The sequence below is a fragment of the Streptomyces sp. NPDC107538 genome (genome assembly GCF_055657445.1).
In genome coordinates, this window is the sequence record NZ_JBVKAY010000007.1 from 48,294 (window position 1) to 65,828 (window position 17,535).

12 protein-coding genes and 1 riboswitch are annotated in these 17,535 nt (G+C 73.5%); of the genes, 6 read left to right on the forward strand and 6 right to left on the reverse strand.

Translation table 11 applies throughout. From position 1 onward, the window contains the following. Window positions 1-42: 42 nt before the first annotated feature. Both ACZ7MG_RS24955 and ACZ7MG_RS24960 read right to left on the reverse strand, forming a co-directional pair. Window positions 43-1,941 (reverse strand): glycoside hydrolase family 97 protein, encoded by a 1,899-nt coding sequence (locus ACZ7MG_RS24955; protein WP_471380645.1) that lies wholly within the window; start codon window positions 1,939-1,941, stop codon window positions 43-45. A gap of 75 nt (window positions 1,942-2,016) precedes the next feature. Further along, the gene (locus ACZ7MG_RS24960) at window positions 2,017-4,179 is read right to left on the reverse strand and encodes a glycosyl hydrolase family 95 catalytic domain-containing protein (protein ID WP_471380646.1); all 2,163 of its coding nucleotides are present in this window, start codon (window positions 4,177-4,179) and stop codon (window positions 2,017-2,019) included. Here ACZ7MG_RS24960 and ACZ7MG_RS24965 point away from each other — a divergent pair. The 4 genes from ACZ7MG_RS24965 (at window position 4,178) to cobM (ending at window position 7,639) form a co-directional block, all read left to right on the forward strand. Beyond that, entirely contained in the window at window positions 4,178-4,384 is a 207-nt protein-coding gene (locus tag ACZ7MG_RS24965) for a hypothetical protein (RefSeq protein WP_471380647.1), read from the forward strand. The genes ACZ7MG_RS24960 and ACZ7MG_RS24965 overlap by 2 nt on opposite strands. Window positions 4,385-4,736: 352 nt before the next feature. Continuing rightward, a complete protein-coding gene (locus ACZ7MG_RS24970; RefSeq protein WP_471380649.1) occupies window positions 4,737-5,390 on the forward strand; it encodes a polysaccharide lyase family 7 protein in 654 nt (217 codons plus the stop codon). 177 nt (window positions 5,391-5,567) lie between these two features. Further along, entirely contained in the window at window positions 5,568-6,893 is a 1,326-nt protein-coding gene (cbiE, locus tag ACZ7MG_RS24975; protein WP_471380650.1) for a precorrin-6y C5,15-methyltransferase (decarboxylating) subunit CbiE, read from the forward strand. Further along, on the forward strand, window positions 6,890-7,639 hold the full coding sequence (cobM, locus tag ACZ7MG_RS24980) for a precorrin-4 C(11)-methyltransferase (RefSeq protein ID WP_471380651.1): 750 nt from the start codon (window positions 6,890-6,892) through the stop codon (window positions 7,637-7,639). Before cbiE ends, cobM begins: the two co-directional genes overlap by 4 nt. A gap of 201 nt (window positions 7,640-7,840) precedes the next feature. Here cobM and ACZ7MG_RS24985 read toward each other — a convergent pair whose 3' ends face one another. Further along, a complete protein-coding gene (locus tag ACZ7MG_RS24985; protein ID WP_471380653.1) occupies window positions 7,841-8,977 on the reverse strand; it encodes a cobalt-precorrin-5B (C(1))-methyltransferase in 1,137 nt (378 codons plus the stop codon). 18 nt (window positions 8,978-8,995) lie between these two features. Between ACZ7MG_RS24985 and ACZ7MG_RS24990 the strand changes: the two genes are divergently transcribed. Then, on the forward strand, window positions 8,996-9,742 hold the full coding sequence (locus ACZ7MG_RS24990; protein ID WP_471380655.1) for a cobalt-precorrin-6A reductase: 747 nt from the start codon (window positions 8,996-8,998) through the stop codon (window positions 9,740-9,742). A 265-nt stretch (window positions 9,743-10,007) separates the two neighbouring features. On the opposite strand, the gene ACZ7MG_RS24995 is transcribed toward ACZ7MG_RS24990, so the two are convergent. The 3 genes from ACZ7MG_RS24995 to cobG form a co-directional block, all read right to left on the reverse strand. Then, window positions 10,008-11,498, reverse strand: coding sequence for a precorrin-2 C(20)-methyltransferase (locus tag ACZ7MG_RS24995; protein ID WP_471381697.1), 1,491 nt, complete (start codon window positions 11,496-11,498; stop codon window positions 10,008-10,010). Between the two features lie 11 nt (window positions 11,499-11,509). After that, on the reverse strand, window positions 11,510-12,148 hold the full coding sequence (locus ACZ7MG_RS25000) for a precorrin-8X methylmutase (RefSeq protein WP_471381700.1): 639 nt from the start codon (window positions 12,146-12,148) through the stop codon (window positions 11,510-11,512). Between the two features lie 80 nt (window positions 12,149-12,228). Then, window positions 12,229-13,545, reverse strand: a complete 1,317-nt coding sequence (gene cobG, locus ACZ7MG_RS25005) for a precorrin-3B synthase (protein ID WP_471380657.1) — start codon at window positions 13,543-13,545, stop codon at window positions 12,229-12,231. Between the two features lie 124 nt (window positions 13,546-13,669). Continuing rightward, a riboswitch (cobalamin riboswitch) is annotated at window positions 13,670-13,746 on the forward strand. A gap of 91 nt (window positions 13,747-13,837) precedes the next feature. On the opposite strand from cobG, the gene cobN reads away from it, so the two are divergent. Further along, complete coding sequence (gene cobN / locus ACZ7MG_RS25010) at window positions 13,838-17,491, forward strand: cobaltochelatase subunit CobN (protein ID WP_471380658.1); 3,654 nt, start codon at window positions 13,838-13,840, stop codon at window positions 17,489-17,491. Window positions 17,492-17,535: the final 44 nt, after the last annotated feature.

A 17,535-nucleotide genomic window follows, 5' to 3' on the forward strand; every position in this document is an offset into this window, starting at 1 on the left:
CGGCTGTCGAGCCACGCGCCGGTACCACCTCGCCGACGCGGCTCAGCGGTAGCAGGTCGTGACCCCCGGGCGCCACGGGCAGGCGAGGGCGGCGAAACCGCCGTTGGTGGTGACGTCGACGGTGAAGGAGTCGCCGCCGCGCATCACCCGGCGGTCCTGGACGAGGCCCTCGGCACCGTCCCGGACCGTCTCGACCAGCCACCTGCCCGGCCCCAGGGTCAGCGGGACCTCGGCGGTGCGGGCCGCCCCCGCGTACACCCCGCCCAGGAACCAGCGGTCGCCGCTGCGCCGCGCGAGCACCGCCTCCTGTCCGGGCTCTCCGGCGAGCAGCCGGGTGTCGTCCCAGGCGGCGGGTACCTGGTCGAAGTAGGCGCGGGCGAGCGGCCGGGCGTCGTACGACTCCGGGGTGCCCGCGAACATCTGCAGGCCCGACTCGTAGGCGACGCTGAGCCCGACCTCGGCCGCGTCGGAGTTGGGGCGCAGTCCGACGCGCTGGAAGGCGCCGGGCGTGAAGTCCATGGAGCCGATGACGTTACGGGTGAACGGCAGGGTGGTGAGATGGGCGGCGGTGTTGGTGCGCTTCTCCTCGCCCGCGACGCCCTCCAGGGTCATCACATGCGGCCAGGTGCGCTGCATGCCCTTGGGGATCGTGGAACCGTGGAAGTTGACCAGGAGGTGGTGGGCGGCGGTCTCCGGGAGGATCGCGTCGTACCACTTCAGCGTGGCCTGCGCCTCCGAGTCCATGAAGTCGATCTTGACGCCCTTCACGCCCCAGCGCTCCAGGGTGGGCAGCCATTGCGCGCGCTCCTCGGCGGTGTCGAGTTCGCGCTGATGGATCCAGACGATGATGCCGACGCCCTTCGCCCGCGCGTACTCCACGAGTTCGGGCATCCAGCTGTTGGTCTGCCAGTCGGGGTCGGTGGTGTCCCAGGCGTCGGACCGGAAGTACCAGCCCGCGTCGACCGCCTCGTACGGCCAGCCGCGTTCGGCCGCGTAGTCGACGTACGCCTTCTGCGCGGTGAGGCTCTGACCTGCGGGCCGACCGCCGGCGAGCCAGGTCCACAGGGCGGTGCCGGGCCGGATCCAGGAGCCGTCGCGGACCTGGGAGGCGGGGGCGAGGTCGTCGGTGAAGGTGGAGCGGGTGACGGTGGCGAGGTCGCCGGTGACCATGGCCCGCCAGGGCGTGGCGAGCGGGCCCCCGCCAGCCGTCACCCGGTCGTCGGCGAGCTTGATCCGGTAGGTGCCCGACCCCTGTTCATGGGTGAGCCGGGCGCCGGAGTAGGCGCCGGTGAGGTCGGACTCGGCGAGCAGGGTGTAGCCGCCGTCGGTGCGGAACAGCGCCTGGTCCGAGTACGCGCCGGTGGGGGCGTTCGCGGCCGTGTACTGGACGAACTGCCCCTCGTTGTCGGCCCGGTAGGCGCCGAGCCAGGCGCTCGCGTCCGCCGGTAGGTTGAACGCGGAGGTCTCGCCGAGCACATCGCCGTGGCCGGCGGGCAGCACGTACCGGTAGGCGACACCGTCGGCGGAGGCGCGGACGACGAGGTCGAGCCGGGCACCGGCGGCGGTCGCGAACGACAGCCGGCTCTCGTTCATCCGCACCCGGCGCTCCAGCCGCTTGCCGGCCTTCGTCCGGTACCGCTCGTCGATCGTCCTGTCCCTGCGGTGCAGGAAGCGCAAACCCTGGGACAGATCGGCCCCTTCGGTGACGATACCGACGGGCGACGGCTCGACGACCGTACGGCCGCCGCGGGACACCGTCAGACTCAGGGCGCCGGTGCCGGAGTCCAGGGACACCCGCGCGCGGGGCGCGTGTGCCGACGCGGACACCGACCAGGCGCGGTCGTGCGGTTCGGCCCGTGCGGGCACGGTCGTGAGAAGGGTGGCCACCAGCCCGGCGCAGAGCCCGGCGACCGTGGTCCTGATCGGAATCGGAACAGCCATGGGAACCTTTCCGTGGTACGTGCGGATGAGCGGCGGTGCGATGGGGAGGCGGGAGGCGGTGCGGCGGGGAGGCGGTTACGGCAGGCCCCAGGGCGCGCCCGGTGCGCTGATGTCGACCGGCGCGATGACTAGGTCGGGCCGGGCGCCGGAGTGGACGAGCACCTCACGGCCCTTGGGGAGGTCGATGGCGAGGGTGCCGTCGCCCAGGTCGTCGGTGCGGGCCGGGGTGCCGTCGTCGAGGAGCACGGTGAGGCGGCCGGAGAGCCCGTGCCGGAGCCTCAGCGGCTCGCCCGCCAGGCTCCTGATCCGGATGAACCGGGTGGCCCCGCCCTCGCGGACGGCGCTCACCAGGAAGGCGCCCTGGGCGCGGAAGTCGTGCAGGGTGACGTCCGCCCAGGCGGTCGGCACGGCCGGGAAGACCCGGATCACACCGCCCCAGCTCTGGCAGAACATGTCGTGCAGCGACTGCGAGGCGGACAGCGGTGTCTCGATGACCGGACCGGCCTCGGTGTAGTGGGTGTTGGCCTGGCAGGGGTAACGGGTGCTCGGGTCGAAGAACCTCCGCAGATAGCCGATCGCGGTGTCGCCGTCGCCGGTCATCGCGTACATCGACGCGGCCCCCGTGTAGCTGTACCCCCGGTGGGCGCTCGGCAGCGCGTGCCAGCGGACCACCGACTTCGTGATCAGCTCGCGGTTCTCCGGCTGCTCCCAGTTGACGAGATACAGCGGATAGATCATCAGCAGATGCGAGTAGTGCCGGTGGGACTGCGCGTACGGGGTCTCGGCGCCGATCATGTAGCCGGTGTCGTCGACCGGGTACGGGGTGAGCCGGGCCAGCACCTCCTGCCAGCGCGGGATCAACTCGTCGTCTACACCGAGCAGTTCGGCGGACTCGATCAGGGTCTGGCAGCCCCAGCGGATGAGGGCCAGGTCGTAGGTGGTGTCCTGCGGGGGCACGACCGGGTATTCGGGGGAGAGGGTGCTCGGCAGGTGCAGCTTGCCGTCGCTGCCGGGGGTGAGGAAGTGCAGGTAGTAGTTGATCGCCCGGCGCAGCACGGGGAAGACCGTGTCGCGCAGCAGGGACTCGTCCATGGAGTGCCGGTAGGTCAGCCACACGTTGTGCAGGGCCCAGGTGAGGTCGCCGACCTCGGCGCCGGTGCCGGGCCGGCCCACGTTCCGGTTGGCGAACATGTCGGAGCTGCGGCCGACGCCCGAGCTGTCGGTGCGGTAGGCGGCGGGCACGTTGGCGATCAGCTGTTCCTGGTTCTGCCGCACGGTGGTGGCGAGCGAGTCGAGTTCCAGGTGGTTGGAGCCGTGGACGAGCCAGTACTCCAGCTGGATGTTGAGGTTCCACCAGACCGCGGGCCACGGGGTCGGCTCCAGCCAGGGGCCGCAGGTGGCCATGACGGGGCCGCCCGCGCGGCTGGCGGAGGCGACCTTGTAGAGCTGGATCCAGTGGAAGCTCTGCAGCCGCTCGTCGGGGAACGACACGAAGCTCTTCGGGTAGAAGGCGTGCCACCAGCGCCGGTGCCGCCGCCGGAGCGCGTCGTAGGACCGGGCGCGCCGCAGATGCCGTAGGGAGTCGGCCTCGGCGGCGGTGGTCGAGGGCGCGCTGTGGCCCACGGCGAGCAGTAGCTCTTCGCCGTCGCCGTCGCCCGCGCCGGCGCGGCGGTAGGCGGTGGCGGTCTGGCCGGTGAGCAGGGGCTGGAGCACCTGTTCCGTGCCGTCGGCGGTGGTGCGGGTGGTCCAGGGCGGGTTGGGGGTGTAGCCGGTGGGCGGGGCCTCGCTGATCTTCCGGGGGCTGACGGCCTCCTCGGGGTGGAAGGTCCACACGACCCGTTCGCCGCCGGCGGCGGTCACGCGGGTGGCCAGCACCTCGTCGTGGATCAGGGCGGAGAGGGTGAGGGTGCCGGCGGTGGTGGTGACGGTGCCGGTGAGTTCGGCGTTCCACAGGCTCAGCCGCCAGTCGACGGCGGTGATCGTGCCGACCGGGTCGAGCGTGAGATGGCCGACCGGCAGCCGGCAGGTGCCCCAGCCGCTGCCGAACTCGGGCCGGTGGTCCTGGACCCGGCCGTGCTGCACGGTGAACCGGATCCGGTTGGTGCCCGGCTCCTGGTAGACCATGCTGCCGAGCAGCCCGTCGCCGAGGAACGGGCCCTCGTACCAGCGGGTGGGCAGCCTGCTCCAGCGCAGATCCTGGCCGCGCAGGAACCGCTCCCAGGAGCGGTCGGTGGTCATGGTGTCGCGGAGCTTCCAGGGGCGTCTGCCCCCGGCGACCGCGGTGTCGGTGTGGGCGGACGCGGTGTCGGTCTCGGCGGACGCCGCCGGTGAGGACGGTCCCGCGTGGGCCGTCCCGGGCAGGGCCGCCACCGCCGCTCCGCCCAGCGCGGTGCCGAGCACGGTGCGGCGGGGCAGGGATTCGGAGCTGCTGTCGCTGGAGTGAGGTCGAGAACGTTCTGGTGCGCGGGAGTGAGGGTGGGTGGTCGATGTCGTGTCGTGTGGTCTGGCTGCGGGGTCGGTTTCAGTCTCCCGCTCAGTCTCTAGGAACGGTAAGTGCCTCCCCGACTGCGAGGTCATCATCGTCCTCCAGGTCTGATGGTCATCAATACATCGGGTGTATCGGCGAACTTAGGCAGGGCTCGTGTACCTGTCAATGGTGGGGTGGTGGCGAGATCCAGCCCAATGTGGGCCTGAAATAGGCTATGGGGGAGGGGAATTGGCCTCCATGCTCACTTTGGCAACATGGTCCAGACGTTTGTACCCCTCCGATGTTTCCTGCTCAGGAAGGAACCTTGATGAAGAGGCGCACCGTCTTACAGGCCGGAGCGGGCCTGCTGGCCGGCAGCACGGTGGCCGCCGCCCGGGTCGCCGACCCGACCGACGGCTGGACACGGACCTCGTTCACCCACAGCTGGCAGAAGCCCTGGAACCTCGACCTGAGCGACCGGCACAGCCTCAGCGGAGGCGTCCACCGCATGTGGGTGTACGCCACCGACGAGCCGTTCGAGGAGGGCAGCTCCACCGACCCCCGCACCGAGATGCGCTGGAAGAACGACTACAGCACCGGCGACCACATGTGGGACGCCGACGTCTACCTCCCGGCCGGCACCGACGGCGCGTCCTTCGTCCAGACCCTGCGCACCCGGCGCCCCTCCGGCACCCCGGCCACCGACATCATGCTCAACGTGTACGACACCGGCGGCGGGACCGTGCGCCGCTACGACGGCACGGTCCTCAGGACCGACGCCTACGACACCTGGTTCAACGTGAAGATCGCCCACCAGGCGAGCAGCGGCACCGGCACCATCAAGGTCTACTTCGACGACTCCCTCGTCCTCACCGTCGCCGACCGGGGCCCCGCCACCCGCTACTTCAAGAACGGCGTCTACCACCACGGCTCCGGCCGCGCCGAGGCCCGCTTCCGCGACATCACCTACTGGAGACGCTGACCTCACCCACGGCCGGTCCGCGCGGGGGCCGCGGACCGCACGGGGGCGGCGGACGAGCACCCCACCCGGGCACAGGCGCGCAGGTCACCGCCCAGTAGAGTGCGCGTCTGTCGCCCCCGAGAGCCGCCTTTCGGGAGCGGCGCCGAGCACGCCCCCGAACCACCGAGGTACCGCGCAGTGACCCCCGCCCCACCAGGACCGCCGTACGCCGCCGCCGTCACCGTCGTCGGGCTCGGCGCCGACGGCTGGCGAGGCATCCCCGACGCGTCCCGGGCGGCCCTGCGCGACGCCGAGGTCCTGATCGGCGGCCCCCGCCAGCTCGGCCTGCTGCCCCCGGAGTGCACGGGCGAGCGCGTCACCTGGCCCTCGCCCCTGCGCCCCGCCGTCCCCGCCCTCCTCGCCGCGCACACCGGCCGCCGCATCGCCGTCCTGGCCAGCGGCGACCCCATGTTCTACGGCATCGGCCGCGCCCTCGCCGAGGAGGCCGGCGACCGGCTGCGCGTCCTGCCGCACCCCTCCTCCGTCTCCTACGCCGCCGCCCGCCTCGGCTGGCCGCTGGAGGACACCGAGGTCGTCACCCTCGTCGGCAGACCCACCGCCCGCCTCGCCGCCGCCCTGCACGACGGCCGCCGGCTCCTTGTGCTCAGCGCGGACGCCGGTACGCCCGCGGAGGTCGCCGCGCTGCTCCGGGACCGCGGCTTCGGGCCGAGTCGGCTGCGCGTCCTGGAACAGCTCGGCGGGGACAGGGAACGGACGGGCGACGCCACGACCGCCGACGACTGGACGGTACGGACCGATCCGCCCGGCGACCCCCTCAACATCGTCGCCGTCGAGTGCCGACGCGCCCCCGACGCCCTGCGGCTCGGCGCCGTCCCCGGGCTCCCGGACGAGGCGTACGAGCACGACGGACAGCTCACCAAGCGGTACGTCCGCGCCGCCACGCTGGCCGCGCTCGCCCCGGCCCCCGGCGAACTGCTCTGGGACGTCGGCGGCGGCTCGGGCTCGATCGCGATCGAGTGGATGCGCACGCACCCCTCCTGCCGGGCGGTCACGGTCGAACGCGACCCGGTACGGGCCGACCGCATCACCCGCAACGCCGACCGGCTCGGCGTTCCCGGCCTCCGGGTCGTCACCGGGGCCGCGCCCGCCGCCCTGGCCGAACTCGCCGAACTGCCGCCGCCGGACGCCGTGTTCATCGGCGGCGGTCTCACCGTGCCGGGCCTGCTCGACACCTGCTGGCAGGCGCTGGCCGCCGGTGGCCGGCTGGTCGCCAACACGGTGACGCTGGAGTCCGAGGCGGTGCTCGCCGCCGCCCACCGCCGTCACGGCGGCGAACTCGTCCGACTCGCCGTGGCACAGGCCGTCCCCGTGGGCGGCTTCACCGGCTGGCGACAGGCGATGCCGGTGACCCAGTGGGCCGTACGGAAAACCACCGGCGACGCCACGGGTGACACCTTCCACATCGGCGACCCCCTCGACACCGCTCCGGGAGCAGACAGATGACCGTGTACTTCATCGGCGCCGGCCCCGGTGCCGCCGACCTGATCACGGTCCGCGGCGCCCGCACCCTCGCCGCCTGCCAGGTCTGCCTGTACGCGGGCAGCCTCGTCCCCCGTGAACTGCTCGCCGAATGCCCGCCGGACGCGCGGCTGGTGGACACCGCCCAGCTCGATCTGGACCGGATCACCGCGGAGTTGGTGCGCGCGCACGAGGAGGGCCATGACGTGGCCCGGCTGCACTCCGGGGACCCGTCCGTGTTCAGCGCGGTCGCCGAGCAGATGCGGCGGCTGGACGCGGCCGGGGTGCCGTACGAGGTGGTGCCGGGGGTACCGGCCTTCGCGGCGGCCGCGGCCGCGCTGAAGCGGGAGCTGACCGTGCCGACGGTCGGGCAGACCGTCATCCTCACGCGGATCGCCCAGCAGGCCACGGCCATGCCGGACGGCGAGGACCTCGCCACGCTCGGTCGCAGCGGGGCGCTGATCGTGCTGCACCTCGCCGCGCGGTACGTCGACCGTGTCGTCGAGGAGCTCCTCCCGCACTACGGTGCGGACTGCCCCGCGGCGGTCGTCGCGTACGCGTCCCGGCCCGAGGAGCTGATCCTGCGCGGCACGTTGGACGAGATCGCCGGGCAGGTGAAGGCGGCGGGTGTGCTGCGCACGGCTGTCATCATGGTCGGCCGCACGTTGGGTGCGCGGCAGTTCCGGGACAGCCACCTGTACTCGTCCGAGAGGGATCGGCACGGCTGCTGAGGGGTGTTACGGGGGTGTGTTGTCGGGTGCGGGTGAGTGGGGGCTGGTCGCGCAGTTCCCCGCGCCCCTGAAAAGCCGGGGCTGCGCCCCGTGCTTTTCAGGCCCGCAGGGGCCTGGTCTTTTAGGGGCGCGGGGAACTGCGCGAGAAGCCCCACCGGACCCGCACCCGACAACGCACCCCAAAAACCCGGCTGCCGCGCGTCAGCGCACCCCGCTGCGGCCCACCACCACACCCGCCCGGTCGATGCAGATGACATCGACCGCGACCGGCGCACCCCGCAGCACAGCCAGGGCCTCGTCGCGGGCGACGGTCGCCACCAGGTCGCCCAGCGGCACCCCCGCCGCCGCGCACAGCTGGAGCGCGGCGAGCCCGGTGTTGGCGGCGGCCACCTCCGCCGCCAGGGCCTCGTCCGCGCCGCCGCGCCGGGCCAGCTCGGCGAGGAAGCCCTTGTCGACCTGGGAGCGGGCGGAGTGCAGATCGAGATGGCCGGCGGCGAGCTTGGAGAGCTTGGCGAAGCCGCCGCAGATGGTCAGCCGCTCGACGGGGTGCCGGCGCACGTACTTGAGGACCGCGCCCGCGAAGTCGCCCATGTCGAGCAGCGCGTCCTCGGGCAGGTCGTACTCGGCGACGACCGTCTTCTCCGACGTGGATCCCGTGCACCCGGCGACATGCGTATGGCCCGCCGCCCGCGCCACGTCGACGCCCCGCCGGATGGAGTCGATCCACGCCGAGCAGGAGTACGGGACGACGATCCCGGTCGTCCCCAGGATGGACAGACCGCCGAGGATGCCGAGCCGGGGGTTCCAGGTGGAGCGGGCGATCTCCTCGCCGTGGTCGACGGAGACGGTGATCTCGACGTCACCGGTGCCGCCGTGGCGGGCGGCGACCTCGGCGACGTGGTCCCGCATCATCTGCCGGGGGACCGGGTTCACCGCCGGTTCGCCCACGGGCAGCGGCAGACCCGGCCGGGTGACCGTCCCGACGCCGGGCCCGGCCCGGAACACCACCCCGGACCCGGCCGGCAGCCGCCGTACCGTGGCCCGGACCAGCGCGCCGTGCGTGACGTCCGGGTCGTCGCCCGCGTCCTTCACGATCCCCGCCGTCGCGCTGTCACCGGTCAGCTCCTCGACGGCGAGCGCGAACGCCGGGGTCTGCCCCTTCGGCAGGGTGATGGTCACCGGGTCGGGGAACTCGCCGGTCAGCAGCGCGGTGTACGCGGCTGTCGTGGCCGCGGTCGCACAGGCGCCGGTGGTCCAGCCGGGCCGCAGACCGGTGTGCTTGAGTTGGGCGGCACGCCCGCCCTTGGCTTCGCCGACGTCTTTCGCTTCACCGCTCATGAACGGACCCGTACTTCCATGCACGTACTGATACTCGGCGGAACCACGGAGGCCCGCCGCCTGGCCGAGCTGCTGCACGGCACCCCCGGCCTGCGGCTGACCAGCTCCCTCGCCGGCCGGGTCGCCAGCCCCCGGCTGCCCCCGGGCGAGGTCCGCGTCGGCGGCTTCGGCGGGGCCGAGGGGCTCGCCGCCTGGCTGCGCGAGCACGGGGTGGACGCGCTCATCGACGCCACGCATCCTTTCGCCGGGACCATGAGTTTCCACGCGGCACGGGCGGCCGCCACCACCCATGTTCCCCTGCTCGCGCTGCGCCGCCCCGGCTGGGCCCCGGCCCCGGGCGACCAGTGGCACGACGTCGCCTCGCTGGACGAGGCCGCGCGGCTGCTGCCCACGCTCGGCCGGCGCGTGTTCCTCACCACCGGACGCATGGGCCTGGCCGCCTTCGCCGCCCTGGACGACCTGTGGTTCCTCGTACGCTCCGTCGACGCGCCCGAGGCCCCGTACCCGGCCCGCATGGCGGTGCTGCTCGACCGTGGCCCCTTCACCCTCGACGGTGAGCGGGAGCTGCTGAGCCGCCATCGCCTGGACGTCCTCGTCACGAAGGACAGCGGCGGAGCGGCCACCGCACCGAAGCTCACGGCCGCGAGGGAGGCGGGCCTGCCCGTGGTCGTCGTGCGCCGCCCGCCCGTGCCCGAGACCGTCACCGTCGTACCGGACCCGGAGACGGCGGCCGCCTGGGTCCACGACCACCTCGGCGCCCGCTGACACCGCGCGGCCGTGACCCGCCTCGCCACCTGCTGCCGCCGACGGGCCGAAGGCCGCTTGAACGTATGCCGTGCCCGGCGGGTTGGCGGGCCGGGGGGCCGGGGGCATCCCGCCGACCGGCCGGCTGTGGCGTCGGCGGGTCCATGAGCGTCGCCGCACCGGCAGAACCCGGAGGCGCCGGCTGCATCGCGCCCCCGGCGGGGGCCGGGAGTGTCTCCGCCCCCGCCGCGCCCCGCAGTCCCCGGCGACGGAATCGCCGCTCCCCTCACCCCTCCGGATACCTGCGCGGCGTCCAGACGATCTGTTCGCCGTTCCCACGCCGTACCACCTGGGTCTGCGACGAACCGATCAGCAGGATCGTGCGCATGTCGATCTCGGTGGGGTCCAGGTCGGTCAGGCGTACGATGCGGACGCGCTCGCCGGGGCCGCCCACGTCCCGGGCGACCACGACCGGGGTGTCAGGCGCCCGGTGCTCCAGGAGCAGTTCACGGGCCTTGCCGACCTGCCAGGTGCGGCTGTGGGATCCGGGGTTGTAGAGGGCCAGCACCAGGTCCGCCGAGGCCGCCGCGCGGAGGCGTTCGGCGATGACCTCCCACGGCTTGAGCCGGTCGGAGAGGGAGATCGTGGCGTAGTCGTGGCCGAGCGGGGCGCCCGCGTGGGCGGCGGCCGCGTTCGCGGCGGTCACCCCCGGCAGGACCCGCACAGGGACGTCCGCGTACTGCTCCTGCGCGGCGACCTCCAGCACGGCCGTCGCCATGGCGAACACCCCAGGGTCACCGCCGGAGACGACCGCGACCCGCCGCCCGCGCCGGGCCAGATCGAGGGCGAACTCGGCGCGCTCCGACTCCACCCGGTTGTCCGAGCCGTGCCGGACCTGACCGGCGCGCCGAGGCACCCGGTCCAGATAGGTGGTGTAACCCACCAGGTCGTCGGCGGCGGCCAGCGCGCCCCGCGTCTCGGGCGTCAGCCACAGCGGACCGGCGGGCCCGGTCCCGACCACCACGACCTCGCCCCGCTCCCGCGCCTCGGGCCGCTCCGCGTCCACCTGGCTGGGCAGCACGGCCACCGCGAAGTACGGCACCGACTCCGGGTCCACGTCCGCCAGTTCGGCGACCCGCTCCCCGGACATGGTGGCCCGCTCGACATAGCGGGCCTCGTCGAGCCGCCCCGAACGCTCCAGCGCCCCGCGCACCTTGGTGAACGTCCGCCCCAGCTTCATCACCACGGCCACGTCCGTCGCGGCGAGCCGTGCCGTCAGCTCCTCCTCGGGCAGGGTGCCCGGCAGGATCGTCAGCACCTCCTCGCCCTCCACGAGCGGTGTGCCGAGCCGCGCGGCGGCGGCGGACACCGACGTGACACCGGGGACGACCTCGGTGTCGTAGCGGTCCACGAGCCGCTTGTGCATGTGCATGTAGGAGCCGTAGAAGAGCGGGTCGCCCTCCGCGAGGACCGCGACCGTGCGCCCCGCGTCGAGATGCGCGGCCAGCCGGGCCGACGCCTCCGCGTAGAACTCCTCCATCGCGCCCTTGTAGCCGCCCGGGTGATCGGTGGTCTCCGTCGTCAGCGGATACATCAGCCGTTCCTCGATGTGGTCGGCGCGCAGATGCTTCGCCGCGATCGAGCGGGCGATGGAACGCCCGTGCCGGGCACAGTGATACGCGATCACGTCCGCCCCGGAGATGACCTCGACGGCCCGCACCGTCATCAGGGACGGGTCACCGGGGCCGAGCCCCACCCCGTACAGCTTGCCGCGCACTGTCCCGCCGTTCACTCTTCCTCGCTCGCGATCGCGTTGAGCGCGGCGGCGGCGATGGCGCTCCCGCCGCGACGGCCGCGTACGACGATGTGGTCCAGGCCCGACGGATGCGCGGCCAGCGCCTCCTTGGACTCGGCGGCGCCCACGAACCCGACCGGCACCCCGATGACGGCGGCGGGCCGGGGCGCGCCCTCGTCGATCATCTCCAGCAGCCGGAACAGCGCGGTGGGCGCGTTGCCGACGGCCACGACCGAGCCCTCCAGCCGGTCCCGCCACAGCTCCAGGGCGGCGGCGCTGCGTGTGGTGCCCAGCTTCGCCGCCAGCTCGGGGACGGCCGGGTCGGAGAGCGTGCACAGCACGTCGTTGCCGGCGGGCAGCCGCTTGCGGGTCACCCCGCTGGCCACCATCTGGACGTCCGTGAAGATGGGCGCCCCGCCCCGCAGGGCCGCCCGGGCGCGGGCCACCGCGTCCGGCGTGTACACCAAGTCCCGTACCAGGTCGACCATTCCGCAGGCGTGGATCATCCGGACCGCGACCTGGCTGACGTCGGCGGGCAGGGCCGCGAGGTCCGCCTCCGTGCGGATGGTGGCGAAGGACTGCCGGTAGATCGCCGGGCCGTCCTTCTCGTACTCGTAGTCGTACGTGGTCACGGTGGTCTTCTCGCTGCTCTCGGTCGTCGTACGGGTGTTGTTCGTGCGGGTTTCGCTCGTGCGGGTTTCGCTTGTGAGGCTCATGGGGTGATCGCCGCCAGGGCCGCGGCGAGGTGGCCGGGGTCGGAGAGGGACGCGGTGCGGGGTTCCCGCCCGGGAGTCGTGCGGGTCAGTTCGTAGCCGCCGCCCGCCACGGCCACCACATCGACCCTCTCGCCCCGGGGGTGGCCGCAGCGGCGCTCGCAGCCGGACCAGTACACGGGGAGTTCCGCGCGTCCGGCCGCCGCCAGGTGCGCGGTCGCGTCCGCCCGTACGTCCGCCAGGGACTTCGCGCAGCCGGGCCGCCCGATGCAGGCGCCGACGTGCGGCCAGGGCGAGGCGGGATCGGTGACGAGGCCGGTCACGGAGAGCCGTGCCAGCGCCTCGCCCGCCTGCTCCTCGCTCAGGCCGGGCACGGGGACGATGACTCCCCGCCAGGGGGTCAGCCGCAGTTCTCGGTCGGCGCTGGTGGCCGCGAGCGCGGTCAACTCCCGCCACTGGAGGGAGGTGAGGCGCCCGAGAGGGACGTGGACGGAGAGGGCGTCGCCGACGACTCCGGGCGGCGGCCCCTCGGCCCTGGCCGAGGGTGTCTCCGTGGCGGCCGGGGACCCGGTGGCGATCCCGTCGGCGGTCAGCCGTTCGCGCACCAGACGGGACAACGCGTCCCGCCGCGGGAGTTCGGCCACCCGCCAGACCCGGGCACCGCTCTCCCGCGCCACCGTCAGGAAGGTCTCGGCGGCGATCAGAGCCGCCCGAGCGGCGTCCCCGTCCGGGACCGACAGGACCTCGTCGGCCGTTCCGAGGCTCAGCAGCGCGCCGCCGTCCCCGGCCGCCCGTACGGTCACATCGGCGTCGAGCGCGGCCACATCGCCCCGCCCGTCGTCGAGCGCGAACAGGAACCGGCCCGACAACTCCCGCGCCGCAGCGCTCGCGCACAGCGCCGTGTCGAGGGCCGACAGCCAGGGCCGTACGTCGCGCAGGCCCCGCCCGTCGAGAGCGGACAGCGGCGAGGCCACGATGTTGCGCACCCGTTCGTGCCCGGCGGAAGGCAGCAGCCCGGCCGCGTCCAGCGACTCGGCCAGCTCGGCACCGCAGCCGCCGGCCAGCCCCCGCAGCTGCACATTGCCGCGCGAGGTGAGGTGAAGATCACCGTCGCCGAGCCGCCTGGCCGCCTCCGCGAGCGCCTCGGCCTGGCGGACGGTCAGCACGCCACCGGGGACCCGGACCCGGGCCAGCGCCCCGTCGTCCGCCGTGTGCAGTCGCAGTGTCCCCGGGCAGGCGTCGCCCCGGTCCCGTGGGGCCACTGTGGCCTGGGACGATGAGGGAAGGGGAGACGTGGAGGACATGGCCGCGAGCATACCTACCGGTACTCCGGCCGTACCCCCCACCCTTTTGAGGGGACCCTTACTATGCTGCTTGGCGGATCATCCGGTCCGCCGACGCCACCAACGGCGCTAGGGTCTGTCGTCGCATTCCCTAGGGGAGGAAGCCCGGTGTGAGTCCGGCGCGGTCCCGCCACTGTGAGTCCGTCCCAGGAGGGGCGGGCGAGTCAGGAACTCCCTTCCCCGTACCCCTCGGTCCCGCCCGAGCAGGGGAGACTCCGATCCGACACCGCCCGGGGCGCGGACCCCGAGGAAGGCCAGCAGCCGCATGCAGTCATCGTCCGGGGAGCGCTCGACGCAGCCCCGCATCCTGCTCCTGTCGACGTCCGACACCGACCTGCTCAGCGCCCGCGCCGCCGGCGGCCCGGTCCCGTACCGCTTCGCCAACCCCTCCCGGATCGCACTGGAGGACCTCCCGGGCCTCCTCGACGGCACCGACCTGGTCGTCGTACGCCTCCTCGGCGGCATCCGCGCCTGGCAGGACGGCCTCGACCTGCTGCTCGCCGACGGCCGCCCGGTCGTCGTCCTCACCGGCGAACAGGCGCCCGACGCCCAGCTGATGGCCGCCTCCACGGTCCCGGTCGGCATCGCCGCCGAGGCGCACGCCTATCTCGCGCACGGCGGCCCCGCCAACCTGGAGCAGCTGGCCCGCTTCCTCTCCGACACGGTCCTGCTCACCGGCCACGGCTTCGACGCACCGGCGCCCGCGCCGAGTTGGGGCCCGCTGGAGCGCGAGTCCCGGGCAGCGGAGAACGGCCCGACCGTCGCCGTGCTCTACTACCGCGCCCACCACATGAGCGGCAACACCGCCTTCGTGGACGCCCTGTGCGAGGCGATCGAGGACACCGGCGCCCGCGCGCTCCCGCTGTACGTGGCCTCGCTGCGCGCCCCCGAGCCCGAGCTGATCGAGGAACTCCGCGCCGCCGACGCCATCGTGACCACCGTCCTCGCCGCGGGCGGCACCAAGCCCGCCGAGGCCTCGGCCGGCGGCGACGACGAGTCCTGGGACGCGGGCGCCCTCACCGGCCTCGACGTGCCGATCCTCCAGGCCCTGTGCCTGACCGGTTCGCGCGCCGCCTGGGAGGAGAACGACGAGGGTGTCTCCCCGCTCGACGCGGCCAGCCAGATCGCCGTCCCCGAGTTCGACGGCCGCCTGATCACCGTCCCGTTCTCCTTCAAGGAGATCGACGAGGACGGCCTCCCGGCCTACGTCGCCGACCCCGAGCGCGCGGCCCGCGTCGCCGGAATCGCCGTACGCCACGCCCGACTCCGCCACATCCCCAACGCCGACAAGCGCCTCGCGCTCGTCCTCTCCGCCTACCCGACCAAGCACTCCCGCATCGGCAACGCGGTCGGCCTGGACACCCCGGCGAGCGCGGTCGCCCTGCTGCGCCGACTCCTCGACGAGGGCTACGACTTCGGGGGCGCCGACGTCCCCGGGCTGGCCTCCGGCGACGGCGACGAGCTGATCCGCGCCCTCATCGAGGCGGGCGGCCACGACCAGGACTGGCTGACCGAGGAGCAGTTGGCCCGCAACCCGGTCCGTATCCCGGCGGCCGACTACCGCCGCTGGTACGCCACGCTCCCCGAGGAGCTGCGCTCGTCCGTCGAGGAGCACTGGGGTCCGGCGCCCGGCGAGATGTTCGTCGACCGCAGCGCCAACCCGGAGGGCGACATCGTCCTCGCGGCCCTGCGCTTCGGCAATCTGCTGATCCTCATCCAGCCGCCGCGCGGCTTCGGCGAGAACCCGATCGCGATCTACCACGACCCCGATCTTCCGCCCTCCCACCACTACTTGGCCGCCTACCGCTGGATCGCGGCCCGCGCCGACGACGGCGGTTTCGGCGCCGACGCGATGATCCACCTCGGCAAGCACGGCAACCTGGAGTGGCTGCCCGGCAAGAACGCGGGCCTGTCCGCCGCCTGCGGTCCGGACGCGGCCCTGGGCGACCTCCCCCTGGTCTACCCCTTCCTGGTCAACGACCCGGGCGAGGGCACCCAGGCCAAGCGCCGCGTCCACGCCACCCTCGTCGACCACCTCGTGCCGCCGATGGCCCGCGCCGACTCCTACGGTGACATCGCGCGCCTGGAGCAACTCCTCGACGAGTACGCCCAGATCAGCTCGATGGATCCGGCGAAGCTCCCGGCGATCCGCGCCCAGATCTGGACCCTCATCCAGGCCGCCAAGCTCGACCACGACCTCGGTCTGAACGACCGCCCGGAGGACGACGGCTTCGACGACTTCCTGCTCCACGTCGACGGCTGGCTCTGCGAGGTCAAGGACGCCCAGATCCGCGACGGTCTGCATGTCCTCGGCACCCCGCCCGCCGGCGCCGACCACGTCAACCTCGTCCTCGCCGTCCTGCGCGCCCGCCAGATCTGGGGCGGCACCACCGCCCTGCCCGGCCTGCGCGAGGCCCTCGGCCTCGACGAGTCCGCCGCGACCCGGACGACCGCCGACGAGGCGGAGGAGAAGGCCCGCGCGCTGGTCCAGGCGATGGAGGACGCGGGCTGGGACCCGGCCGCCGTCCCCACCGTCGTCGCGGCGGCCGTCCCCGCCGAGCGCGCCGAACAGGTGGCCGCCATCCTGGAGTTCGCCGCCCGCGAGGTCGTCCCCCGGCTCGCGGCGACCACGGCAGAACTCGACCACAGCGTGCACGCCCTGAACGGCGGCTTCGTCCCGGCGGGCCCCTCGGGCTCCCCGCTCCGGGGCCTGGTCAACGTCCTGCCGACCGGCCGCAACTTCTACTCCGTCGACCCCAAGGCCGTCCCCTCCCGTCTCGCCTGGGAGACCGGCCAGGCCCTCGCCGACTCCCTCCTGGAGCGCTACCGCACCGACAACGGCGAATGGCCCACGTCGGTCGGGCTGTCGCTGTGGGGGACGAGCGCGATGCGCACGGCCGGCGACGACGTGGCGGAGGCACTGGCCCTGCTCGGCGTCCGGCCCGTCTGGGACGACGCCTCACGCCGGGTGACCGGTCTGGAGGCCGTCCCCGCCGAGGAGTTGGGGCGCCCCCGTATCGACGTCACCCTGCGTATCTCGGGCTTCTTCCGCGACGCGTTCCCGCACACCATCGGGCTGCTCGACGACGCCGTACGGCTGGCCGCCTCGCTCGACGAACCGGCCGAGGTCAACCACGTCCGCGCCCACGTCCAGGCGGACCTGGCCTCCCACGGCGACGAACGCCGGGCCACCACCCGGATCTTCGGCTCCCGGCCGGGGACGTACGGCGCGGGCCTGCTCCAGCTCATCGACTCCCGCGACTGGCGCACCGACGCCGACCTCGCCGAGGTCTACACGGTGTGGGGCGGCTACGCGTACGGCCGGGAACTCGACGGCCGTCCGGCGCGCGAGGAGATGGAGACCGCGTACAAGCGGATCGAGGTGGCCGCGAAGAACACGGACACCCGTGAGCACGACATCGCCGACTCCGACGACTACTTCCAGTACCACGGCGGCATGGTGGCCACCGTCCGCGCCCTGCGGGGCACGGCCCCCGAGGCGTACATCGGCGACTCCACTCGCCCGGAGACGGTCCGCACCCGCACCCTGGTGGAGGAGACGTCCCGAGTCTTCCGGGCCCGTGTCGTCAACCCCAAGTGGATCGAGGCGATGCGCCGCCACGGCTACAAGGGCGCTTTCGAACTCGCCGCGACGGTGGACTACTTGTTCGGCTACGACGCCACCACGGGTGTCATCGCCGACTGGATGTACGACAAGCTCACCGAGACCTACGTCCTCGACGAGACCAACCGTGAGTTCCTCCAGCAGGCCAACCCCTGGGCCCTGCACGGCATCGCCGAGCGGCTGCTGGAGGCGGAGTCGCGCGGCATGTGGGAGAAGCCGGACCCGGCGGTGCTGGAGGGGCTGCGTCAGGTGTACCTGGAGGCGGAGGGGGACCTGGAGGGCGGCGAGGACTGACGGCGGGCGGCGGACGCGACGCTCGCGGACGGGCCGCCGTCGAC